The 18,725-nt window shown below is 60.4% G+C and carries 13 protein-coding genes and 2 pseudogenes; 10 read left to right on the top strand and 5 right to left on the bottom strand.

Annotation, left to right across the window (positions count from 1 at the left end; genetic code table 11):
- Positions 1-105 precede the first annotated feature (105 nt).
- The 5 genes from rpsF to dnaB all read left to right on the top strand — a co-directional run bounded on the left by rpsF (position 106) and on the right by dnaB (position 3,699).
- Positions 106-528, top strand: coding sequence for a 30S ribosomal protein S6 (rpsF, locus tag BZ163_RS32175; RefSeq protein WP_003217491.1), 423 nt, complete (start codon positions 106-108; stop codon positions 526-528).
- 28 nt (positions 529-556) lie between these two features.
- On the top strand, positions 557-787 hold the full coding sequence (gene rpsR / locus BZ163_RS32180; RefSeq protein ID WP_002551829.1) for a 30S ribosomal protein S18: 231 nt from the start codon (positions 557-559) through the stop codon (positions 785-787).
- 36 nt (positions 788-823) lie between these two features.
- Positions 824-1,717: a hypothetical protein gene (locus tag BZ163_RS32185; RefSeq protein ID WP_128874304.1), complete on the top strand. Its 894-nt coding sequence runs from the start codon at positions 824-826 to the stop codon at positions 1,715-1,717.
- A 19-nt stretch (positions 1,718-1,736) separates the two neighbouring features.
- On the top strand, positions 1,737-2,183 hold the full coding sequence (gene rplI / locus BZ163_RS32190) for a 50S ribosomal protein L9 (protein WP_003197251.1): 447 nt from the start codon (positions 1,737-1,739) through the stop codon (positions 2,181-2,183).
- Between the two features lie 121 nt (positions 2,184-2,304).
- Positions 2,305-3,699 carry a replicative DNA helicase gene (gene dnaB, locus BZ163_RS32195; RefSeq protein ID WP_128874305.1) on the top strand — a complete coding sequence of 465 codons (1,395 nt, stop codon included), beginning with the start codon at positions 2,305-2,307 and terminating at the stop codon, positions 3,697-3,699.
- A gap of 105 nt (positions 3,700-3,804) precedes the next feature.
- On the opposite strand, the gene BZ163_RS32200 is transcribed toward dnaB, so the two are convergent.
- On the bottom strand, positions 3,805-6,399 hold the full coding sequence (locus tag BZ163_RS32200) for a hypothetical protein (RefSeq protein ID WP_128874306.1): 2,595 nt from the start codon (positions 6,397-6,399) through the stop codon (positions 3,805-3,807).
- A gap of 232 nt (positions 6,400-6,631) precedes the next feature.
- Here BZ163_RS32200 and BZ163_RS32205 point away from each other — a divergent pair.
- The 4 genes and pseudogenes from BZ163_RS32205 (at position 6,632) to BZ163_RS32220 (ending at position 15,941) form a co-directional block, all read left to right on the top strand.
- Positions 6,632-8,934: pseudogene (locus BZ163_RS32205) on the top strand (YgiQ family radical SAM protein).
- Positions 8,935-9,200: 266 nt separating this feature from the next.
- Positions 9,201-12,476 carry a DUF2126 domain-containing protein gene (locus BZ163_RS32210; RefSeq protein WP_128874307.1) on the top strand — a complete coding sequence of 1,092 codons (3,276 nt, stop codon included), beginning with the start codon at positions 9,201-9,203 and terminating at the stop codon, positions 12,474-12,476.
- Between the two features lie 88 nt (positions 12,477-12,564).
- The gene (locus BZ163_RS32215) at positions 12,565-15,051 is read left to right on the top strand and encodes a circularly permuted type 2 ATP-grasp protein (protein ID WP_128874308.1); all 2,487 of its coding nucleotides are present in this window, start codon (positions 12,565-12,567) and stop codon (positions 15,049-15,051) included.
- Positions 15,051-15,941, top strand: a complete 891-nt coding sequence (locus BZ163_RS32220; RefSeq protein ID WP_128874309.1) for a transglutaminase family protein — start codon at positions 15,051-15,053, stop codon at positions 15,939-15,941. Before BZ163_RS32215 ends, BZ163_RS32220 begins: the two co-directional genes overlap by 1 nt.
- An 8-nt stretch (positions 15,942-15,949) precedes the next feature.
- On the opposite strand, the pseudogene BZ163_RS36190 reads toward BZ163_RS32220, so the two are convergent.
- The 3 genes and pseudogenes from BZ163_RS36190 to BZ163_RS32230 form a co-directional block, all read right to left on the bottom strand.
- Positions 15,950-16,030, bottom strand: a pseudogene (locus tag BZ163_RS36190) (outer membrane lipoprotein carrier protein LolA); the annotation flags it as partial.
- Between the two features lie 128 nt (positions 16,031-16,158).
- Positions 16,159-16,347, bottom strand: coding sequence for a hypothetical protein (locus BZ163_RS32225; protein ID WP_128874310.1), 189 nt, complete (start codon positions 16,345-16,347; stop codon positions 16,159-16,161).
- A gap of 68 nt (positions 16,348-16,415) precedes the next feature.
- Positions 16,416-17,003: a TIGR00730 family Rossman fold protein gene (locus BZ163_RS32230; protein ID WP_128874311.1), complete on the bottom strand. Its 588-nt coding sequence runs from the start codon at positions 17,001-17,003 to the stop codon at positions 16,416-16,418.
- A gap of 338 nt (positions 17,004-17,341) precedes the next feature.
- Here BZ163_RS32230 and azu point away from each other — a divergent pair, with 338 nt between their 5' ends.
- Positions 17,342-17,788 (top strand): azurin, encoded by a 447-nt coding sequence (gene azu / locus BZ163_RS32235; protein ID WP_128874312.1) that lies wholly within the window; start codon positions 17,342-17,344, stop codon positions 17,786-17,788.
- Between the two features lie 108 nt (positions 17,789-17,896).
- Here azu and nadE read toward each other — a convergent pair whose 3' ends face one another.
- Positions 17,897-18,724 carry an ammonia-dependent NAD(+) synthetase gene (nadE, locus tag BZ163_RS32240; protein WP_128874313.1) on the bottom strand — a complete coding sequence of 276 codons (828 nt, stop codon included), beginning with the start codon at positions 18,722-18,724 and terminating at the stop codon, positions 17,897-17,899.
- Between the last annotated feature and the right edge of the window lies 1 nt (position 18,725).

The raw sequence follows: 18,725 nt of genomic DNA on the forward strand, positions 1-18,725 counted from the left end.
GTGACGGCAGGCACGCATGTGTCTATCGCGGGCAAGTCCATAAGTGTCATTCACTCCTTGTCTGACCGCTTTTGAGCGGCAGGCTACAACCCGTAAGGAGCATTCATGCGTCATTACGAAATCATCTTTTTGGTCCACCCGGATCAAAGCGAGCAAGTCGGCGGCATGGTAGAGCGTTACACCAAGCTGATCGAAGAAGACGGCGGCAAAATCCACCGTCTGGAAGATTGGGGCCGTCGTCAACTGGCCTACGCAATCAACAATGTTCACAAGGCTCACTACGTGATGCTGAACGTTGAGTGCACTGGCAAGGCCCTGGCCGAGCTGGAAGACAACTTCCGCTACAACGATGCAGTGATCCGTAACCTGGTCATCCGTCGCGAAGAAGCCGTTACCGGCCAATCCGAGATGCTCAAGGCTGAAGAAAACCGCAGTGAGCGCCGTGAGCGTCGCGACCGTCCTGAGCACGAAGGCGCTGAAAGCGCTGATAGTGATGACAGCGACAACAGCGATAACGCTGACGAGTAATCCACGGACCTTTTGAGGAGCCTATTACATGGCACGTTTCTTCCGTCGTCGTAAATTCTGCCGCTTCACCGCTGAAGACGTGAAAGAGATCGATTACAAAGATCTCAACACCCTGAAAGCCTATGTATCCGAGACCGGCAAAATCGTTCCAAGCCGTATCACCGGTACCAAAGCACGTTATCAGCGTCAGCTGGCCACCGCTATCAAGCGCGCCCGCTTCCTGGCCCTGCTGGCCTACACCGACAGCCACGGCCGCTGAGACCGGGCAGTCGACACGTAGCAAAGGATTGAAAGCATGCGTGCCTTAGCTGAGTTCATCATGCGCGGCCGTATGCAGGCCACTCTGGTAGTGGCTGGATGCGCAGCATTGCCGTTGTTGTATTGGTTGGGTGCTGCCGCTGGATGCTTCGTGCTCCTGCGGCGCGGATGGAAGGACGCCTCGAGCGTTCTTGCTCTGGGATTGCTGCCGGCATTGATCTGGTGGCTTTACGCCGATGACCCACGCTCACTTCTGGTGTTGCTGGGGTCTTGGAGCCTTGCGTTGGTTTTACGCGCAAGTGAGTCCTGGAACCGCGTGCTGCTGGTCAGCATAGCGATGGGAGTGGTGTTTTCAGTGGTGCTGGGGACGGCTTTTGGTCCGCAGATCGAGATGCTGGCGCAGGCTTTGATAAAAGTCATGCCGTCGCTACTCGGTGATGTCTACCAGAAGTTGTCGGTAGACGAGCAAGCGCATTTTGCGTCCCTGATTGCACCGGTCCTGACCGGCCTGATTGCGGCTTTGTTGCAAATCGTCAGTGTGCTGAGCCTGATATTCGGGCGCTACTGGCAGGCGTTGTTGTACAACCCGGGTGGTTTTGGTCGCGAGTTTCGCGCCATCCGATTCCCGCTTGGGCCGGCGATGTTGCTGCTGGCGTTCATGCTTCTGGGGCCGAACATCGGTCCGCAGATGGCCATGTTGACGCCGTTGTGCAGCGTACCGCTGGTATTCGCCGGGCTGGCCCTGATTCACGGGCTGGTGGCGCAAAAGCGACTGGCCAGGTTCTGGCTGGTGGGGTTGTACGTCACGCTGTTGCTGTTCATGCAGCTGATCTATCCGTTGCTGGTGGTCTTGGCCATCGTCGACAGCCTGATTGATTTTCGCGGTCGTTCGACGCCGAAAGACGTCGATAGCGCGAACGGTGAAGGTTAAAAGTTAAGAGGATTTTCACATGCAACTGATCCTTCTGGAAAAAGTCACCAACCTGGGCAACCTGGGTGACAAAGTGAACGTTAAGGCTGGTTACGGTCGTAACTACCTGCTGCCTTACGGCAAAGCTACCGCTGCGACCGCTGCCAACCTGGCTGCGTTCGAAGAGCGTCGTGCCGAGCTGGAAAAAGCTGCAGCAGACCGTAAAACTTCGGCTGAAAGCCGTGCTGCCCAACTGGCTGAGCTGGAAGTGACTATCACTGCCACCGCCGGTGACGAAGGCAAGCTGTTCGGTTCGATCGGCACCCACGACATCGCTGATGCACTGACCGCCTCTGGCGTTGAAGTTGCAAAAAGCGAAGTTCGTCTGCCGAACGGCACCATCCGCAACGTAGGCGAATTCGACGTAGCCGTGCACCTGCACGCCGAAGTTGAAGCCACCGTACGCGTTGTCGTGGTAGCAGCTTAAGCAGCACTTGTCGGCTGGCACCCTCGGGTGCTTGCCGGTAACATCGGGCACGATCCTGTTTACAGGTCGTGCCCTTTGTCTTTCTGCAGTTCCTGATTTTCACAAACCTATTCAAGTGGCCATGAACGATATCTCCGCTCCCGAGCAATATGACCTGCAAACCGCGTCCCTGAAGGTGCCTCCGCATTCCATCGAGGCCGAACAGGCCGTGCTCGGTGGTCTGATGCTGGACAACAACGCTTGGGAACGCGTGCTCGATCAAGTCTCGGACGGCGATTTCTATCGGCATGACCACCGTTTGATCTTCCGCGCAATCGCCAAACTGGCCGACCGGAACTCGCCGATCGACGTCGTGACCCTTGCCGAGCAATTGGACAAGGAAGGTCAGACCTCGCAAGTCGGTGGTCTTGGTTACCTTGGCGAACTGGCAAAAAACACGCCGTCCGTCGCCAATATCAAGGCCTATGCGCAGATCGTTCGCGCGCGGGCGACCCTGCGGCAACTGATCGGCATTGCTACCGAGATCGCCGATAGCGCCTTCAACCCTGAAGGCCGCACGGCGGAAGAGATTCTCGACGAAGCCGAGCGGCAGATCTTCCAGATCGCCGAGGCCCGGCCAAAAACCGGCGGCCCGGTGAGCGTGAATGACCTGCTGACCAAGGCCATCGACCGCATCGACACCTTGTTCAACACCGACAACGCCATTACCGGCCTGTCCACCGGTTATACCGATCTCGACGGGATGACCAGCGGCCTGCAGCCGTCCGACCTGATCATCGTCGCCGGCCGTCCGTCCATGGGTAAAACCACCTTTGCGATGAACCTGGTGGAAAACGCCGTGTTGCGCAGCGACAAGTGCGTTCTGGTCTACTCGCTGGAGATGCCAGGCGAATCGCTGATCATGCGTATGTTGTCGTCTCTGGGCCGCATCGACCAGACCAAGGTCCGGGCCGGTCGCCTGGACGACGACGATTGGCCGCGCCTGACCTCGGCGGTCAACCTGCTCAACGATCGCAAGCTGTTCATCGACGATACAGCCGGTATCAGCCCCTCGGAAATGCGTGCGCGGACCCGACGGCTGGTGCGTGAACACGGCGATGTCGCCCTGATCATGATCGACTACCTGCAATTGATGCAGATCCCCGGCTCCGGTGGCGACAACCGGACCAACGAAATTTCCGAAATCTCCCGTTCCTTGAAAGCCCTGGCCAAGGAATTCAACTGCCCGGTGGTGGCGCTCTCGCAGCTCAACCGCTCCCTGGAGCAACGGCCGAACAAGCGCCCGATCAACTCCGACCTCCGGGAATCCGGAGCGATCGAGCAGGATGCTGACGTGATCATGTTCGTGTACCGGGACGAGGTGTACCACCCGGAAACCGAGCATAAAGGCATCGCCGAGATCATCATCGGCAAGCAGCGGAACGGTCCGATCGGCACGTCACGACTGGCGTTCATCGGCAAGTACACCCGCTTCGAAAACCTCGCGCCGGGCAGTTACAATTTCGACGACGAATGACAGCTGGCCGAAATCATTCGGCCAGCCGTTCTTTTTACCCGGTCGAAGCATTATCGGTTTCGGCAGCGGCCTCTTCCCCGGCGTTCTTGCCGGCCCGCAATCGCTTTACGACGCCAGCTCGAAGATTTTCTGTGCCGTGCGGCCATCAATGGTTTCGCGCCAGATGGGAACGTGCTCCCGGCCGGCCTGTTCATCCTGGCGCTGAGAGGAAGCGCCCAGTCCGCTCTGCTCGAGAGTTTTGAGATGCCCCCCCTTTGCCGTGAAGTTCAACACAGGGCTGTCCTGCTTTTCATAGTGGAAATGGGCGTGCCACAAGGGCTCTGCGGTGCGTCTGTCGTTGAGTGAGTAGATGTCGAGAAAGTGCTTGCGCTTGCCCTTGCCGAGCGCCAATCGGCTATGGGTTTTCACGACGCCGATCTGTTCCTGGCTGATCAAATACGCCAGGCGTTCCGCACTCAGAAAGGCTTTGTCCTTGTAGAGCCGGATGCGGATGTCCTCGCCTTCGGCGCGCAGGCGCTGACTGTCTTGCCTCAGGCGCTGGACAAGGGGTGCGATGTTGTTGCCGGTCGGATTCGGCGCGAGTTCGAGCTGTCGGGCCAGGTCGTCGAGGGCTTCGGCTTTGCCACCGAGAAATTCGACGATATTGGTGGCGTTGCGTTTTCCCCGCTCATCCTGCCTGGCACTGTTCAGGTGCGAGTCGGATTGCTCCAGTCTCTGAGTGGCTTGCGCCATCAGTTCAGGCAGCGCTCGGTTTTGTGCGCGTTGCACCCGGCGCCATTCTCCCTCCCTTTGCTCGTAGGTCCGCAGGACCTGTGCCGAGTTGTTGGGATCGATCACATCGATCAGCTCTATACCGGATGCGGTGCGACGCGGTTGACCGACACTGATCTTGTAGACGCCGTGGTGTTTGGCACGAAAGACTCGCCTGGGCATCGGTGCCCGCCCGGTTCTGCCTTGCGCGGGAACGAAGTCGAAATCAATGGGCTGATCCTGTGCCGGTAGCGCCGAGGTGTTTTCCTGGTCTCGGTGATAACGCGCCATCTGACTCTCCAGCGCGGTTTCGAAGATCTGGACGGCCTCTGTGATTTCACGCCGGGAGTTGGCCTGGGGTGAGTCTGGCGGGAGGTCCAGATTCTCGTACGAGGACCTGATGGCCGCGCTTTGATCGAGCAGATCGGTCAGCGCCGCGATGCGAGCGACCTCAGGAATGCTCTCGATCCCCCGGAATGCGGAGGCTGCCTCAATGAAAGAGTGCGCCAGGTGCACCGCTTCAGCGTCGCTGTTGCCTGGGTCGTCCGTCAGCAGTCGGCTTCGGGCTTCGACCCAACCGGCGGTGACTTCATGAATCTCCTTCGCGTCATAACCCAGGTCAGCCAGCTCAAGCTCCGAGGAGCGCGAGCTGGCCTGGATTTCATGGGCAACTTGCTGGCACTTCTGCAAAATGTTGCGTTTCTTCATCAGGTGTTCGGCGATAGTTTGGTAGGCAGCCGTCGGGTCATTGATTGGCCGAACCTCCAGCAATTTGCGCATATCGCTGGCAGCAATGAGACGGTGGTAACCTGAAACTTTAAGTTCGCGAAGTTCATGCAGTTCATTTCTATAGACACCGTTTGCTTTAACGAGAATCAGCCAATCGTGTTCGTCCACGTACTTGGTGGTCATGTTTTCCAGCAAAGCGAGTTCTCGGTGAATTTGTACTTCCAAAAGTACCAGAGCCGTTCTTTCACCTGCTGCGCCGATTACTTCCTCCCAGCGAGTCGTTAGTTGAATTCTCCTCTGTCTGGCCGCCTCGAGCATGGCGGACTCTGTATGCAATAGTTCTATCTGCCCGGCGAACCGATCTTGCAAGGTTCTGTTTCCCGCCGCCCGCATACCGCCCGCGCCGACGACGGCAATTCCCACCCAGCCGTCCCGATCATCGAAAACAATCGGCTCCGACCTTCCCGGGCGAGTGGCGACATAAACGTTGTTGTCGTCCAGGGCGATGGGGTCCTCTGTCCGGACAATGCGCATCACGGGAGCCTGTGGCGAGGAGGCCTCAAGATCCTGCAGGACCTGATAGACGTGGTTCTGAATGACCACGTAGAGTTTGCCATCGAGCCGATGTAGCCCGTCGCTGCCCGGGTCGACGCCGGTCAAGTCCAGGGGCGTGCGAAAGGCCTCCAGGCGGGTGGAGGTCAAGGGGTAGGTCGCTGCCTCAACCTCATCCAGTGGATACCAGAGCTTGCTGTCAGGGTCCCGCGCGAGCGCCGGGCCTGAAGGTTGCAGTTCGCTCGGCAGTTTGGCCCGGTACAGGCCGGTTTCCGGATCTGCCCCGATCTGCACGATGCTGCCGCCCGCCACATCGACGTACTGGCGTCCCTTGAACGTCCTGTATCCCTGGGCGTCGGGAGCGGGAAGTTGAGCCACCGAAGCGACCCGGTAATGCTCCAGTGGACGCTGCGCAGCCGTGGGTGCAGGCAACAGGGCGACAGGTAGCTCGCTAGCCGTGACTGGCGGTGCTGGCGCGATGGCGTCAAGGTCGACGTCCCCCGGTGTTCCGGTTGCCCTGGGGGGATTTGGCGGATTCGTCGTGATTGACGGCCCGAAATCGACACGCGGCAGGGTGTCGGGTAGCGATGTGTGTCCGTCCGACGGCGGCTTGGGACGGGTGTGGATATCGACGGTGACGGTGCCTTTGGCAGGCAGTTTTGGTGACATTATTTTTCATCCTTGAACAGTTGCCGCATCAGCACCCACAAGCTGGATGATGACGGGGCATTCGGCGTCATTGCCGGTTATGCGCCTCACAGGTCTGTAAAGCGCGTATCGTTCGGGTCTGTTGTGCGGGGCGCGGTGGATCGAAGAGAAACCGACCACCGTTGTCGGAATTGGTTAAATTTTGTGCTATATTCCGCGCCCGCGATTTTTCATCTCAACACCGGTCATCGACATGCAAGCAGCCAAGCCGTTATTTGACTATCCAAAATATTGGGCCGAATGTTTCGGGCCAGCGCCATTCCTGCCCATGAGCAGGGAGGAGATGGATCAGCTTGGCTGGGATTCATGCGACATCATCATCGTCACCGGTGATGCTTACGTCGATCACCCGTCGTTCGGCATGGCGATCATCGGCCGGCTGCTGGAGTCCCAGGGCTTCCGCGTCGGGATCATCGCCCAGCCAGACTGGCAGTCCAAAGACGACTTCATGAAGCTCGGCGAGCCGAACCTGTTCTTCGGTGTCGCGGCCGGCAACATGGACTCGATGATCAACCGCTACACCGCCGACAAGAAAATTCGCTCCGATGACGCCTATACGCCCGGTGGCCTGGCGGGCAAGCGTCCGGACCGTGCGAGCCTGGTCTACAGCCAGCGCTGCAAGGAAGCCTACAAGAACGTGCCGATCGTGCTGGGTGGCATCGAAGCCTCCCTGCGCCGCATCGCTCACTACGATTACTGGCAGGACCGGGTGCGCAACTCGATCCTGATCGACGCCTGCGCCGACATCCTGCTTTACGGCAACGCCGAGCGGGCAATCGTCGAAGTCGCCCAGCGTCTGTCCTACGGTCACAAGATCGAAGACATCACCGACGTGCGCGGCACCGCGTTCATCCGTCGCGACACGCCGAAAGACTGGTACGAAGTCGACTCCACGCGCATCGACCGTCCGGGCAAGGTCGACAAGATCATCAACCCGTATGTGAACACCCAGGACACCCAGGCTTGCGCCATCGAGCAGGAAAAAGGCCCGGTTGAAGACCCGACTGAAGCCAAGGTTATACAGATCCTTGCCAGCCCGAAAATGACGCGCGACAAGACCGTTATTCGTCTGCCATCGGTCGAAAAAGTCCGCGGTGACGCGGTTCTTTATGCTCACGCCAACCGCGTGCTTCACCTGGAAACCAACCCGGGCAACGCCCGTGCGCTGGTGCAGAAGCATGGCGAAGTCGACGTCTGGTTCAACCCGCCGCCGATTCCGATGACCACCGAAGAAATGGACTACGTGTTCGGCATGCCCTATGCGCGCATTCCGCACCCGGCGTACGGCAAGGAAAAAATCCCTGCCTACGACATGATCCGTTTCTCGGTGAACATCATGCGTGGCTGCTTCGGTGGCTGCACCTTCTGCTCGATCACCGAGCACGAAGGCCGGATCATCCAGAACCGTTCCGAAGAGTCGATCATTCGCGAAATCGAAGAGATCCGCGACAAGGTCCCGGGCTTCACCGGCGTCATTTCCGACCTCGGCGGCCCGACCGCGAACATGTACCGCATCGCCTGCAAGAGCCCGGAAATCGAATCGGCGTGCCGTAAGCCGTCGTGCGTGTTCCCGGGCATCTGCCCGAATTTGAACACGGATCACTCTTCGCTGATCCAGCTGTATCGCAGCGCTCGTGCCTTGCCGGGTGTGAAGAAGATCCTGATCGCCTCCGGCCTGCGTTACGACCTCGCGGTCGAGTCGCCGGAGTACGTCAAGGAGCTGGTGACCCACCACGTCGGCGGTTACCTGAAGATCGCCCCGGAACACACCGAGGAAGGTCCGCTCAACCAGATGATGAAACCGGGCATCGGCAGCTATGACAAGTTCAAGCGCATGTTCGAGAAGTACTCCAAGGAAGCCGGGAAAGAGCAGTACCTGATTCCGTACTTCATCGCCGCCCACCCGGGCACCACCGATGAAGACATGATGAACCTGGCCCTGTGGCTCAAAGGCAACGGCTTCCGCGCCGACCAGGTGCAGGCGTTCTACCCGTCGCCGATGGCCACCGCTACCGCGATGTACCACTCGGGCAAGAACCCGCTGCGCAAGGTCACTTACAAGAGTGACGCCGTGACCATCGTCAAGAGCGAAGAACAGCGTCGCCTGCACAAGGCGTTCTTGCGTTACCACGACCCGAAAGGCTGGCCGATGCTGCGTGAAGCGCTGACCCGCATGGGCCGCGCCGACCTCATCGGGCCGGGCAAGACCCAGTTGATCCCGCTGCATCAGCCAGCGACCGACAGCTACCAGAGCGCCCGTCGCAAGAACTCGACGCCGGCCGCAGTCACAAGGTTGCGGGGGAGAAGACCACCAAGATCCTGACCCAGCACACCGGCCTGCCGCCACGTGCCAGCGATGGCGGCAACCCGTGGGACAAGCGTGAACAGGCCAAGGCTGCGGCGTTCGCCCGCAACCAGCAGGCAGCCAAGGAGCGCAAGGATGCGGCCAAAGGCAAGGGGCCGAAGCCTGCGCGCAAGCCGGTCGTACCGCGCTAAGCCACGTTTGAGCTGAACAGAACGCCAACCTTCGGGTTGGCGTTTTGCGTTTAAGGCTTGAAAGTTTTGCCCGGGCGACTGTCACTCTAAAACTTCCCTGACAGCACTCGCCGCCACATTAACGTGCAATCCCCCCAAACCAAATTCCCGCATCGCCCGATTTTGGTGCTGTACTGCCTCAAGCAAACGGAGAAAGCGCCAGCGCTGCGCGATGGCATAAGTCTTGCGCGCTCTCCAATACGCTCAAGGCTCGCAGGAGGCACGCCGTGTCGATTCATGTCGCATTGCACCATGTCACGCATTACCGCTACGACCGCGCCGTCGAGCTCGGACCGCAGATCGTTCGTCTGCGCCCGGCCGCCCACAGTCGTACGCGAATACTGTCCTACGCATTGAAGGTCTCGCCTGGGCAGCACTTCATCAACTGGCAGCAGGACCCTCAGGGCAATTACCTGGCGCGGTTGGTGTTTCCGGAGAAAACCGCAGAGCTGCGGATCGAAGTCGATCTGCTGGCCGAGATGGCAGTCTTCAATCCGTTCGACTTCTTCCTCGAGCCCTACGCGCAACAGATCCCGTTCACCTACGCCGCGGACGAACGCAAGGAACTGGCGCCGTACCTGGAAACCTTGCCCCTGACCCCGAAGTTCCAGGCTTATCTGCAGGGCATCGACCGCGCACCCCTGCCCAGCGTGGATTTCCTTGTTGCACTCAATCAGCGACTGAGCGAAGACATCGGCTACCTGATTCGCATGGAGCCGGGCGTGCAGACCCCGGAACACACCCTTGAACAGGCCTCCGGCTCCTGCCGCGACTCCGCGTGGCTGCTGGTGCAATTGCTGCGTAACCTCGGGCTGGCGGCGCGTTTCGTCTCCGGCTACCTGATCCAGCTGACCGCTGACGTCAAAAGCCTCGACGGCCCGTCGGGCACTGACGTGGACTTCACCGACCTGCACGCCTGGTGCGAGGTCTATCTGCCCGGTGCAGGCTGGATCGGCCTGGACGCGACCTCCGGGCTGTTCGCCGGCGAAGGCCATATTCCGTTGGCCTGCAGTCCCGATCCGGGCTCTGCGGCACCGATCAGCGGCCTGGTGGAGCCCTGCGAGTGTGAATTCACCCACGAAATGTCCGTGGAGCGGATCTGGGAAGCGCCGCGGGTGACAAAGCCTTACACCGAAGCGCAATGGTTGGCGATCCAGGCGCTGGGGCGGCAGATCGATGCCGACCTGCTCGAAGGTGACGTACGCCTGACGATGGGCGGCGAGCCGACCTTTGTGTCCATCGATGACCCTGACGGCGCCGAGTGGAATACCGCAGCGCTCGGGCCGGACAAGCGTCGCCTGTCCGCCGAGCTGTTCCAGCGCATGCGCAAGCATTACGCGCCCGAGGGCCTGGTGCATTTCGGCCAGGGCAAGTGGTACCCCGGCGAACAATTGCCGCGCTGGTCGCTGAACTGCTACTGGCGCCGCGACGGCGTGCCGATCTGGCATAACAGCGCGTTGATCGCCGATGAGCAGGCAGACTACGGCGCTGATGGCGAACTGGCCGGGCGTTTTCTCGCGAGTGTCGCCGAGCGCCTGAAAATTCCGACACGTTTTGTGTTCCCGGCCTACGAAGACAATTTCTATTACCTCTGGCGCGAGGGGACTTTGCCGCAGAACGTCAGTGCCGAAGACTCACGCCTGGAAGAACCCCTGGAACGTGCGCGCCTGCGCAAAGTCTTCAGCCAGGGCCTGGACAAGGTGATCGGTCAGGTCCTGCCACTGGCGCGCACCGCCAAGGGTGATCAGTGGCAAAGCGGTCGCTGGTACCTGCGTGACGAGCACTGCCGATTGGTGCCGGGGGATTCGCCCCTGGGTTATCGCCTGCCGCTCGGGTCGCAGCCTTGGGTGAAGGCGGCGGAATATCCGTTCATCCACCCCAAGGACCCGAACCAGGATTTCCCGCCATTGCCTGACACCGCACAGCTGCAGAGCCATGGTGAACCTGCCGTGGCTGACGAGCGGGCGCCCGGGATCGATGAATCCGCCGACTGGCTGACCCGTACGGCATTCTGTGCCGAGGCTCGGGAAGGCCGGCTGTACCTGTTCATGCCACCGCTGGAGCGGGTCGAGGACTACCTGGAACTGGTCAGCGCCATCGAAGCCACGGCTGAAGAATTGCAGTGCCCGGTGTTGCTGGAAGGCTATGAGCCACCGAGCGATCCACGCCTGAGCAATTACCGGATTACCCCGGACCCCGGCGTGATCGAGGTCAACGTGCAGCCGTCCGCCACCTGGGATGAGCTGGTCGAACGCACCGAATTTCTTTACGAAGAGGCGCGCCAGACGCGACTGACCACCGAGAAATTCATGATCGACGGCCGGCACACCGGCACCGGTGGCGGTAACCATTTCGTATTGGGTGGTGCGACACCGGCTGACTCGCCGTTTTTGCGTCGTCCCGATTTGTTGCGCAGCCTGATCAGCTACTGGCACAACCATCCGTCCTTGTCCTACCTGTTCTCCGGACTGTTCATCGGCCCGACGTCCCAGGCGCCACGTGTTGACGAGGCGCGCAACGATGCGTTGTACGAGCTGGAAATCGCCTTTGCCCAGATGCCCGAGCCAGGTGAAGCGTGTGCGCCCTGGCTGGTGGATCGGCTGTTGCGCAACCTGTTGATCGATGTCACCGGCAACACCCACCGCGCCGAATTCTGTATCGACAAACTCTATTCGCCGGATGGCGCTACCGGTCGCCTTGGCTTGCTTGAGCTGCGAGCATTCGAGATGCCACCCCATGCGCGCATGAGCCTGGCGCAGCAGTTGCTGCTGCGGGCGCTGGTCGCCCGGTTCTGGCGCGAGCCCTATGCGCCGCCGAAGCTGGCGCGCTGGGGCACCGAACTGCATGACCGATTTCTGTTGCCGCATTTCATCGAGCAGGATTTCGCCGACGTCATTTTCGACCTCAATGCCGCCGGTTATCCCGTACGTGCCGAGTGGTTTGCGGCGCATCTGGCGTTCCGTTTTCCCAAGGTCGGCGATTACGCGGTCAGCGGCATCGAGCTGGAAGTACGCCAGGCGCTTGAACCCTGGCATGTGCTGGGCGAGGAGGGCGCGGTGGGGGGGACGGTGCGTTATGTGGATTCGTCCCTGGAGCGCTTGCAGGTCAAACTCACCGGTTTGCCGCCCCAGCGTTATCTGTTGACCTGTAATGGCATTCCAGTGCCGTTGCAGCCTACCGGACGGGTCGGCGAATTCGTCGCCGGTGTACGGTTTCGCGCCTGGCAACCGGCGAACTGCCTGCAACCGACGATTGCTGTGCATGCGCCGCTGGTGTTCGACCTGCTCGACACCTGGATGCAACGCTCGCTGGGCGGCTGTCAGTACCACGTCGCCCATCCGGGCGGGCGCAACTACGACAGCCTGCCGGTAAATGCCAACGAGGCGGAAAGCCGGCGGATGGCGCGCTTCTTCCGCATCGGACATACGCCAGGGAAACTTCCTGTACCGAATGTGGACATTAACGACGAGCTACCGATGACGCTCGATTTGCGACGTTTCTAAACTGTACGCGACGCTCGGATTGTTCATATGTCCGGGCGTCATGTGCCTGCGTTAGTCTGACCGTTCCTTGCTGTCTGCCGAGCATTCCATGCCTGATCTGCTTGACCGCTACCCGCTGACGGCGGGCACCTACCACGAACTGCTTGATGACAGTGGCGCCGTGCGCCCGCACTGGCAGCGGCTGTTCGACCAATTGCAACGCAGCACGCCAGCGCAATTGGTGCAGCGTCAGGCGCTGCTGACCCGACAGATCCAGGAAAACGGCGTGACCTACAACGTCTACGCCGACCCCAAGGGGGCTGATCGGCCGTGGGAGCTGGACCTGCTGCCCCATGTCATTGCGGCCGATGAGTGGGAGCAGTTGGCGGCGGGCATCGCGCAGCGGGCTCGCTTGCTCAATGCCGTGCTGGCGGACCTCTATGGTCCGCAACGCTTGATCGCCGAGGGCCTGTTGCCCGCCGAGTTGGTATTTGGCCACAACAACTTCCTCTGGCCCTGTCAGGGCATTACGCCGCCCGACGGGGCCTTTCTGCATCTGTACGCCGTGGACCTGGCGCGTACCCCCGATGGTCGCTGGTGGGTGACGGCGGATCGGACCCAGGCGCCGTCCGGAGCCGGTTATGCCTTGGAAAACCGCACCATCGTCTCTCGAGCCTTTCCGGAGTTGTACCGCGATTTGAAGGTGCAGCATCTGGCCGGGTTCTTCCGCACGCTTCAGGAAACCCTGGCCCGTCAGGCGCCGAGCGATGATGAAGCGCCGCTGGTGGTGTTGCTGACGCCGGGCCGCTTTAACGAAAGCTATTTCGAGCACCTGTATCTGGCGCGCCAGCTGGGTTATCCACTGGTAGAGGGCGGCGACCTCACGGTGCGCGATGCCACGGTCTATCTGAAAACCTTGAACGGCCTGCGCCGGGTCCACGCGATCATGCGGCGTCTCGATGATGATTTCTGCGATCCGCTGGAATTGCGTACCGATTCCGCGCTCGGCGTACCGGGCCTGCTCGAAGCCGTGCGGCAAGGCCGGGTGCTGGTGGCCAACGCCCTTGGCAGTGGCGTGCTGGAGTCGCCGGGACTGCTGGGTTTCTTACCGAAAATCAATCAATTCCTGTTCGGCGAAGCACTGATCCTGCCCTCCATCGCCACCTGGTGGTGCGGCGAAGCGCCCGTGCTGGCCGAAGCACTGGAGAAATTGCCGCAATTGCTGATCAAACCGGCATTTCCGTCCCAGAGCTTCGCTGCGGTGTTTGGCCGTGACTTGAGTGAAAAACAGCGCAAGGCCCTGGCCGAGCGCATGCAGGCTCGGCCTTATGCCTATGTGGCGCAAGAACTGGCGCAGCTTTCTCAGGCTCCGGTGTGGCAGGCTGAAGGCGGACATCTGCAGCCACGGGCCATCGGCATGCGTGCGTATGCCGTAGCCAGCCGCAATGGGTATCGGGTGCTGCCCGGTGGCCTGACCCGGGTGGCCGCCGAAGCCGACGCCGAAGTGGTATCGATGCAACGCGGCGGTGCGAGCAAGGACACGTGGGTATTGGGGGATCGTCCGCCGAGCGGCGAACAATGGAAAACCCGACGCAACATTGGGATGCGCGATCTGGTGCGACGCGATCCGTACCTGCCGTCACGGGTGGTGGAAAACCTGTACTGGTTCGGCCGTTACTGCGAGCGTTGCGATGACAGTGCACGGTTGCTGCGGATCATGTTGGCGCGCTATGTCGACGGTGACGATCCGCAGGCCTTGCAGGCGGCCGTCGATCTGGGCGAGCGCCTGAATCTGTTGCCGGACGAAGGCGAGTTGCCGGAGCGCTTGTTGGCCGCGCTGCTCGGCGATGACTGGCCGTTCAGCCTGCGCTCCAACCTGCAGCGTTTGCAGTGGGCGGCCTCCCAGGTGCGAGGCAAGCTGTCGCGGGAGAATTGGCAGGCGCTGGTAGAGTTGCAGCGCGAAGCCATGGCGCTGGAAACCGATGAAGCGGATTTTGGCGAACTGCTGGATTTTCTCAACCGTCTGGTGATGTCCCTGGCGGCGTTGTCCGGTTTCGCCCTGGACGACATGACCCGGGACGAAGGCTGGCGCTTCCTGATGATTGGCCGACGGATCGAGCGCCTGCAATTTCTCAGCAGCAGCCTCGCCGCATTTCTGCGGGGGGCCGATGCCTTCGATCAGGCCGGGCTGGAATGGCTGCTGGAACTGGGGAACAGCAGCATCACTTACCGTTCGCGGTATCTGGCGGTGGCGCAATTGATACCGGTTCTGGACCTGTTGCTGCTCGATGAACAGAACCCTCATGCGGTGCTGTTCCAGTTGAAGCTGGTGACCCGCACACTCAAGCGCTTGAACGACGACTTTGGCGCGCCGCGCGAAGCAGGCCTGCCGTTGTTGGTGGCGCAACTGGCGCGTTTCGATCTGGGCTGCCTGGAAAATCCGCTGTTCGGTGAGGCCAGTGTTAGCGCCGCGGTCGAGGGTCTGGCCGATCTGTTGCAACAGATCGCCGATGCCAGCGGACAAGTGTCGGATCGCCTGGCCTTGCGCCATTTTGCCCATGTCGATGATGTCAGCCAGCGCACGGTGTCCGTCTGATGAGCGCCCATTATCAGATTCTCCACGACACCCATTACCACTACGACAGCCCGGTGTCCCTGGCCCAGCAACTGGCGCACCTGTGGCCGCGGGCCTGTGCCTGGCAGCGTTGCACCGAGCAGCAATTGCAGATCAGCCCGGACCCGACTTCACGCCGGGACGAGCTGGATGTATTCGGCAATCCCCTGACCCGGCTGGCGTTCGAGCGGCCCCATGATGAATTGCTGGTCAATGCCCGGCTCACCGTTGAAGTGCTGGCCCGGCCTGCGTTCGACTTCAGTCAATCTCCCCCATGGGAGCAAACGCGCAATGCGCTGACCTACAGCAGTCAGCCGCTATCCCCAGAATTGCTGGATGCTTGCCGTTTCCGTTTTGAATCACCCTATGTGCATTTGAAACGCAACTTCGTCGAGTTTTCGCAGAGTTGTTTTCCCCAAGGGCGACCGCTGTTACTCGGCGTACAGGCGTTGATGGAAAAAATCTTCAGCGAATTCACCTTTGACGCCGAAGCAACCCAAGTGGCAACGCCACTGGTGGAGGTACTGGAGCGTCGTCGCGGTGTTTGTCAGGATTTCGCGCACTTGATGCTCGCTTGCGTACGCTCCCGCGGGCTGGCGGCGCGATACGTCAGCGGCTATTTGCTGACCCAACCACCACCGGGGCAGCCGCGATTGATCGGCGCCGATGCGTCCCATGCCTGGATCTCGGTGTTTTGCCCGGTGCTGGGCTGGGTCGATTTCGATCCGACCAACAACGTGCAACCGGCGCTGGAGCACATCACCCTGGCCTGGGGCCGGGATTTCTCCGATGTCTCGCCGTTGCGCGGGGTGATTCTGGGGGGCGGCAACCATGACCCTGAGGTCCGCGTCACCGTGATGCCACTGGATTAACCAGAAACTACTGTAGGAGCGAGCTTGCTCGCGAAAAACCTGAGACCACCGCGGGGCGTCAGGCGTATGGCGTTATCGTTGACGACCATCGCGAGCAAGCTCGCTCCTACAGGGGAATGTGGGGTATTTCAGATTGAGCTGTGAGGGTCAGCAGCGGCGCTGCCAACCCTGGACACAGATCCGGTGGGCCTGATCAGATCATCGGGCCCTGAGGGTCTCAGGCGTCGGGCGCCTGATCTTTCGGTGTTTCAGTTTCGTCTGTAGCCACTTCGCCTTCGGCATCCGGGTTCAGTGCTGCTGCTTCTTCTTCAGCGGTAGCTTTCTTGCGCTGAAGCTTTTCCTCTTTCTTCTGCTCCTTGGCCAAGTCTCTCTGACGTTTGGCGAAGGAATAATTGGGTTTAGCCATGGGCGATCCTCTGGGGTCGAAGGTGAGGTTGAGCGGCGCGTATTCTGCCTTGTATCGATGCCGAGCCGTTAGCTGGGTTTTTGCTCTGTCCACTTTGGCACCACTGTCGGCTGCCAGGCATCCAGGGCATCGAGCAGGGTTTGCGGCGATTCGCTCACTTGCAGCATGTCACGGTGCGCCTCGCGAACGAAGCCTTCGCCGACGATATGATCAAGAAAACCGGTCAATTTGCTGTAGAAACCGTTCACTTCCAGCAGCCCCAGCGGTTTGCCGTGGTAGCCGAGTTGGCCCCAGGTCCAGACTTCGAACAATTCCTCAAGCGTGCCCAGGCCGCCGGGCAGGGCGATAAAAGCGTCGCTGAGCTCGGCCATCCGCGCCTTGCGCGCATGCATGCCGTCGACCACTTCCAGGCGAGTCAGGCCGCTGTGGCCGATTTCCTTGTCCTTGAGGCTTTGCGGGATGATCCCGATCACTTCACCACCGGCCGCCAGCGCAGCATCGGCGACGATGCCCATCAGCCCGACGGCGCCACCGCCATAGACCAGGGTCAGCTTGCGCTCGGCCAATGCCCGCCCCAGGGCGACAGCCGCTTCACGATAAGCCGGGTTGGTGCCGGTACTGGCACCGCAAAATACACAAACAGACGCTAAAGACATGCCTTGCTCCATGGTCAGATGGCCACAGAGTAAAGGCAGGCAAGCGCCAGTCCAAGGTCTAAACGTCGCGTTTGGGTGTTTCACAGGTGCCGCTGGCGCCACAGGCATAGGCGGCAAGCAAACTGCACAACAGGCTATTGAGGGACATGTCAGGCGCTCCAGAATGATGACGACCTGATGATAGGACCGTCCTTGACCGCTGGCTGGTAGATTGTCTCGATAGGTGTCATAGCCCGAAAGTTGTATACAATTTTTGATTCAGGTCATAGGAACTTGCGAAGTTTTCAGGCAGTCTTCTGTCCATTCGCACTTTGTTAACCCTGCCTTGGAGATTCACCATGTTTGCCAAACTTGTTGCGGTATCCCTGTTGACACTGGCCAGCAGCCAATTGATGGCTGCCGAGTGCAAGGTCACTGTCGACTCGACTGACCAGATGTCCTTCGATACCAAGGACATCAGCATCGACAAGAGCTGCAAGACGTTCACCGTGGAGCTGAAACACTCCGGCAACCTGCCGAAAAACGTCATGGGTCATAACTGGGTGCTGAGCAAAGAGGCTGATATGCAGCCGATCGCCACCGCGGGCCTGGCCGCAGGCATCGAGAAGAACTACCTGCCGGAAGGTGACGCGCGCATCATCGCTCACACCAAAATCATCGGCGCCAAGGAAACCGACTCGGTGACCTTCGATGTGTCCAAGCTGGCTGCTGGTGAGAAGTACGGGTTCTTCTGCTCATTCCCGGGCCATATCTCGATGATGAAAGGGACTGTTACCCTGAAATAAGCGTATCGAGTCATAAAAAAAGCGTCCGCTCGGGACGCTTTTTTGTGCCTGACGATAGACCGAGTCATCGTTCTTCGGCGCCGGAACAGACGCCAACTTATTTACGGCTTACGGTGCGAACGGCATCACGCGCTTGTGATGGGTCTTTTTAAACGTATCGCAGATGATCTTGAACGCTTCCTCACGCACCGGCTCGCCGTGCAGGAATGCATCGATCTCGGCATAGGTCACGCCGTGGGACGCTTCATCCGGTTTGCCCGGCGACAAGTCCTCAAGGTCGGCGGTCGGGATTTTTTCCACCAACGACTCCGGCGCGCCGAAGCTGCGGGCGATGTCCCGGACCTGATTCTTCACCAGGCCGCTCAGCGGTGCGAGGTCACACGCGCCGTCACCAAACTTGGTAAAAAAGCCCATCACCGCTTCCGCCGCGTGGTCGGTGCCGATCACCAGCCCATGCGCTGCGCCGGCAATGGTGTATTGGGCAACCATGCGCATCCGCGCCTTGGTATTGCCGAGCACGAAATCCACCGATACCGCCTGCTTGCCTTCGAACGCTGCCACTTCACTGGCCAGGGCTTTGACCGCCGGACCGATGTTGACCGTGTGACGCTCGTCCGGGGCAATGAAGTCCACCGAGGCCTTGGCGTCGTGCTCGTCGAACTGGGTTTCGTAGGGCAAGCGCACGGCGATGAACTTGTAGCTATCGTCACCTGTGCGTGTGCGCAACTCGCGCATGGCGTGTTGGGCCAGCAGGCCGGCAGTCAGGGAGTCGACGCCACCACTGATGCCGAGCACCAGGGTCTTGAGCCCGGAATTGACCAGGCAATCCTGGATGAAGGTGATCCGTCGGGCGACTTCGGCCTCAAGGGCGGCCTGGTCGGCGAACGGCGGTTGAACCTTGAGCTGCTCAGCAATCTCACGCTGTACGGCTTGCATG

It is taken from the genome of Pseudomonas sp. VI4.1 (genome assembly GCF_002029345.1).
Lineage (GTDB): Bacteria > Pseudomonadota > Gammaproteobacteria > Pseudomonadales > Pseudomonadaceae > Aquipseudomonas.

What these genes read in the sequence shown, in the direction of transcription:
- rpsF (WP_003217491.1), top strand. Translation starts at nt 106, where the DNA reads ATGCGTCATTACGAAATCATCTTTTTGGTCCACCCGGATCAAAGCGAG.
- rpsR (WP_002551829.1), top strand. Translation starts at nt 557, where the DNA reads ATGGCACGTTTCTTCCGTCGTCGTAAATTCTGCCGCTTCACCGCTGAA.
- BZ163_RS32185 (WP_128874304.1), top strand. Translation starts at nt 824, where the DNA reads ATGCGTGCCTTAGCTGAGTTCATCATGCGCGGCCGTATGCAGGCCACT.
- rplI (WP_003197251.1), top strand. Translation starts at nt 1,737, where the DNA reads ATGCAACTGATCCTTCTGGAAAAAGTCACCAACCTGGGCAACCTGGGT.
- dnaB (WP_128874305.1), top strand. Translation starts at nt 2,305, where the DNA reads ATGAACGATATCTCCGCTCCCGAGCAATATGACCTGCAAACCGCGTCC.
- BZ163_RS32200 (WP_128874306.1), bottom strand. Translation starts at nt 6,399, where the DNA reads ATGTCACCAAAACTGCCTGCCAAAGGCACCGTCACCGTCGATATCCAC.
- BZ163_RS32215 (WP_128874308.1), top strand. Translation starts at nt 12,565, where the DNA reads ATGCCTGATCTGCTTGACCGCTACCCGCTGACGGCGGGCACCTACCAC.
- BZ163_RS32220 (WP_128874309.1), top strand. Translation starts at nt 15,051, where the DNA reads ATGAGCGCCCATTATCAGATTCTCCACGACACCCATTACCACTACGAC.
- BZ163_RS32225 (WP_128874310.1), bottom strand. Translation starts at nt 16,347, where the DNA reads ATGGCTAAACCCAATTATTCCTTCGCCAAACGTCAGAGAGACTTGGCC.
- BZ163_RS32230 (WP_128874311.1), bottom strand. Translation starts at nt 17,003, where the DNA reads ATGTCTTTAGCGTCTGTTTGTGTATTTTGCGGTGCCAGTACCGGCACC.
- azu (WP_128874312.1), top strand. Translation starts at nt 17,342, where the DNA reads ATGTTTGCCAAACTTGTTGCGGTATCCCTGTTGACACTGGCCAGCAGC.
- nadE (WP_128874313.1), bottom strand. Translation starts at nt 18,724, where the DNA reads ATGCAAGCCGTACAGCGTGAGATTGCTGAGCAGCTCAAGGTTCAACCG.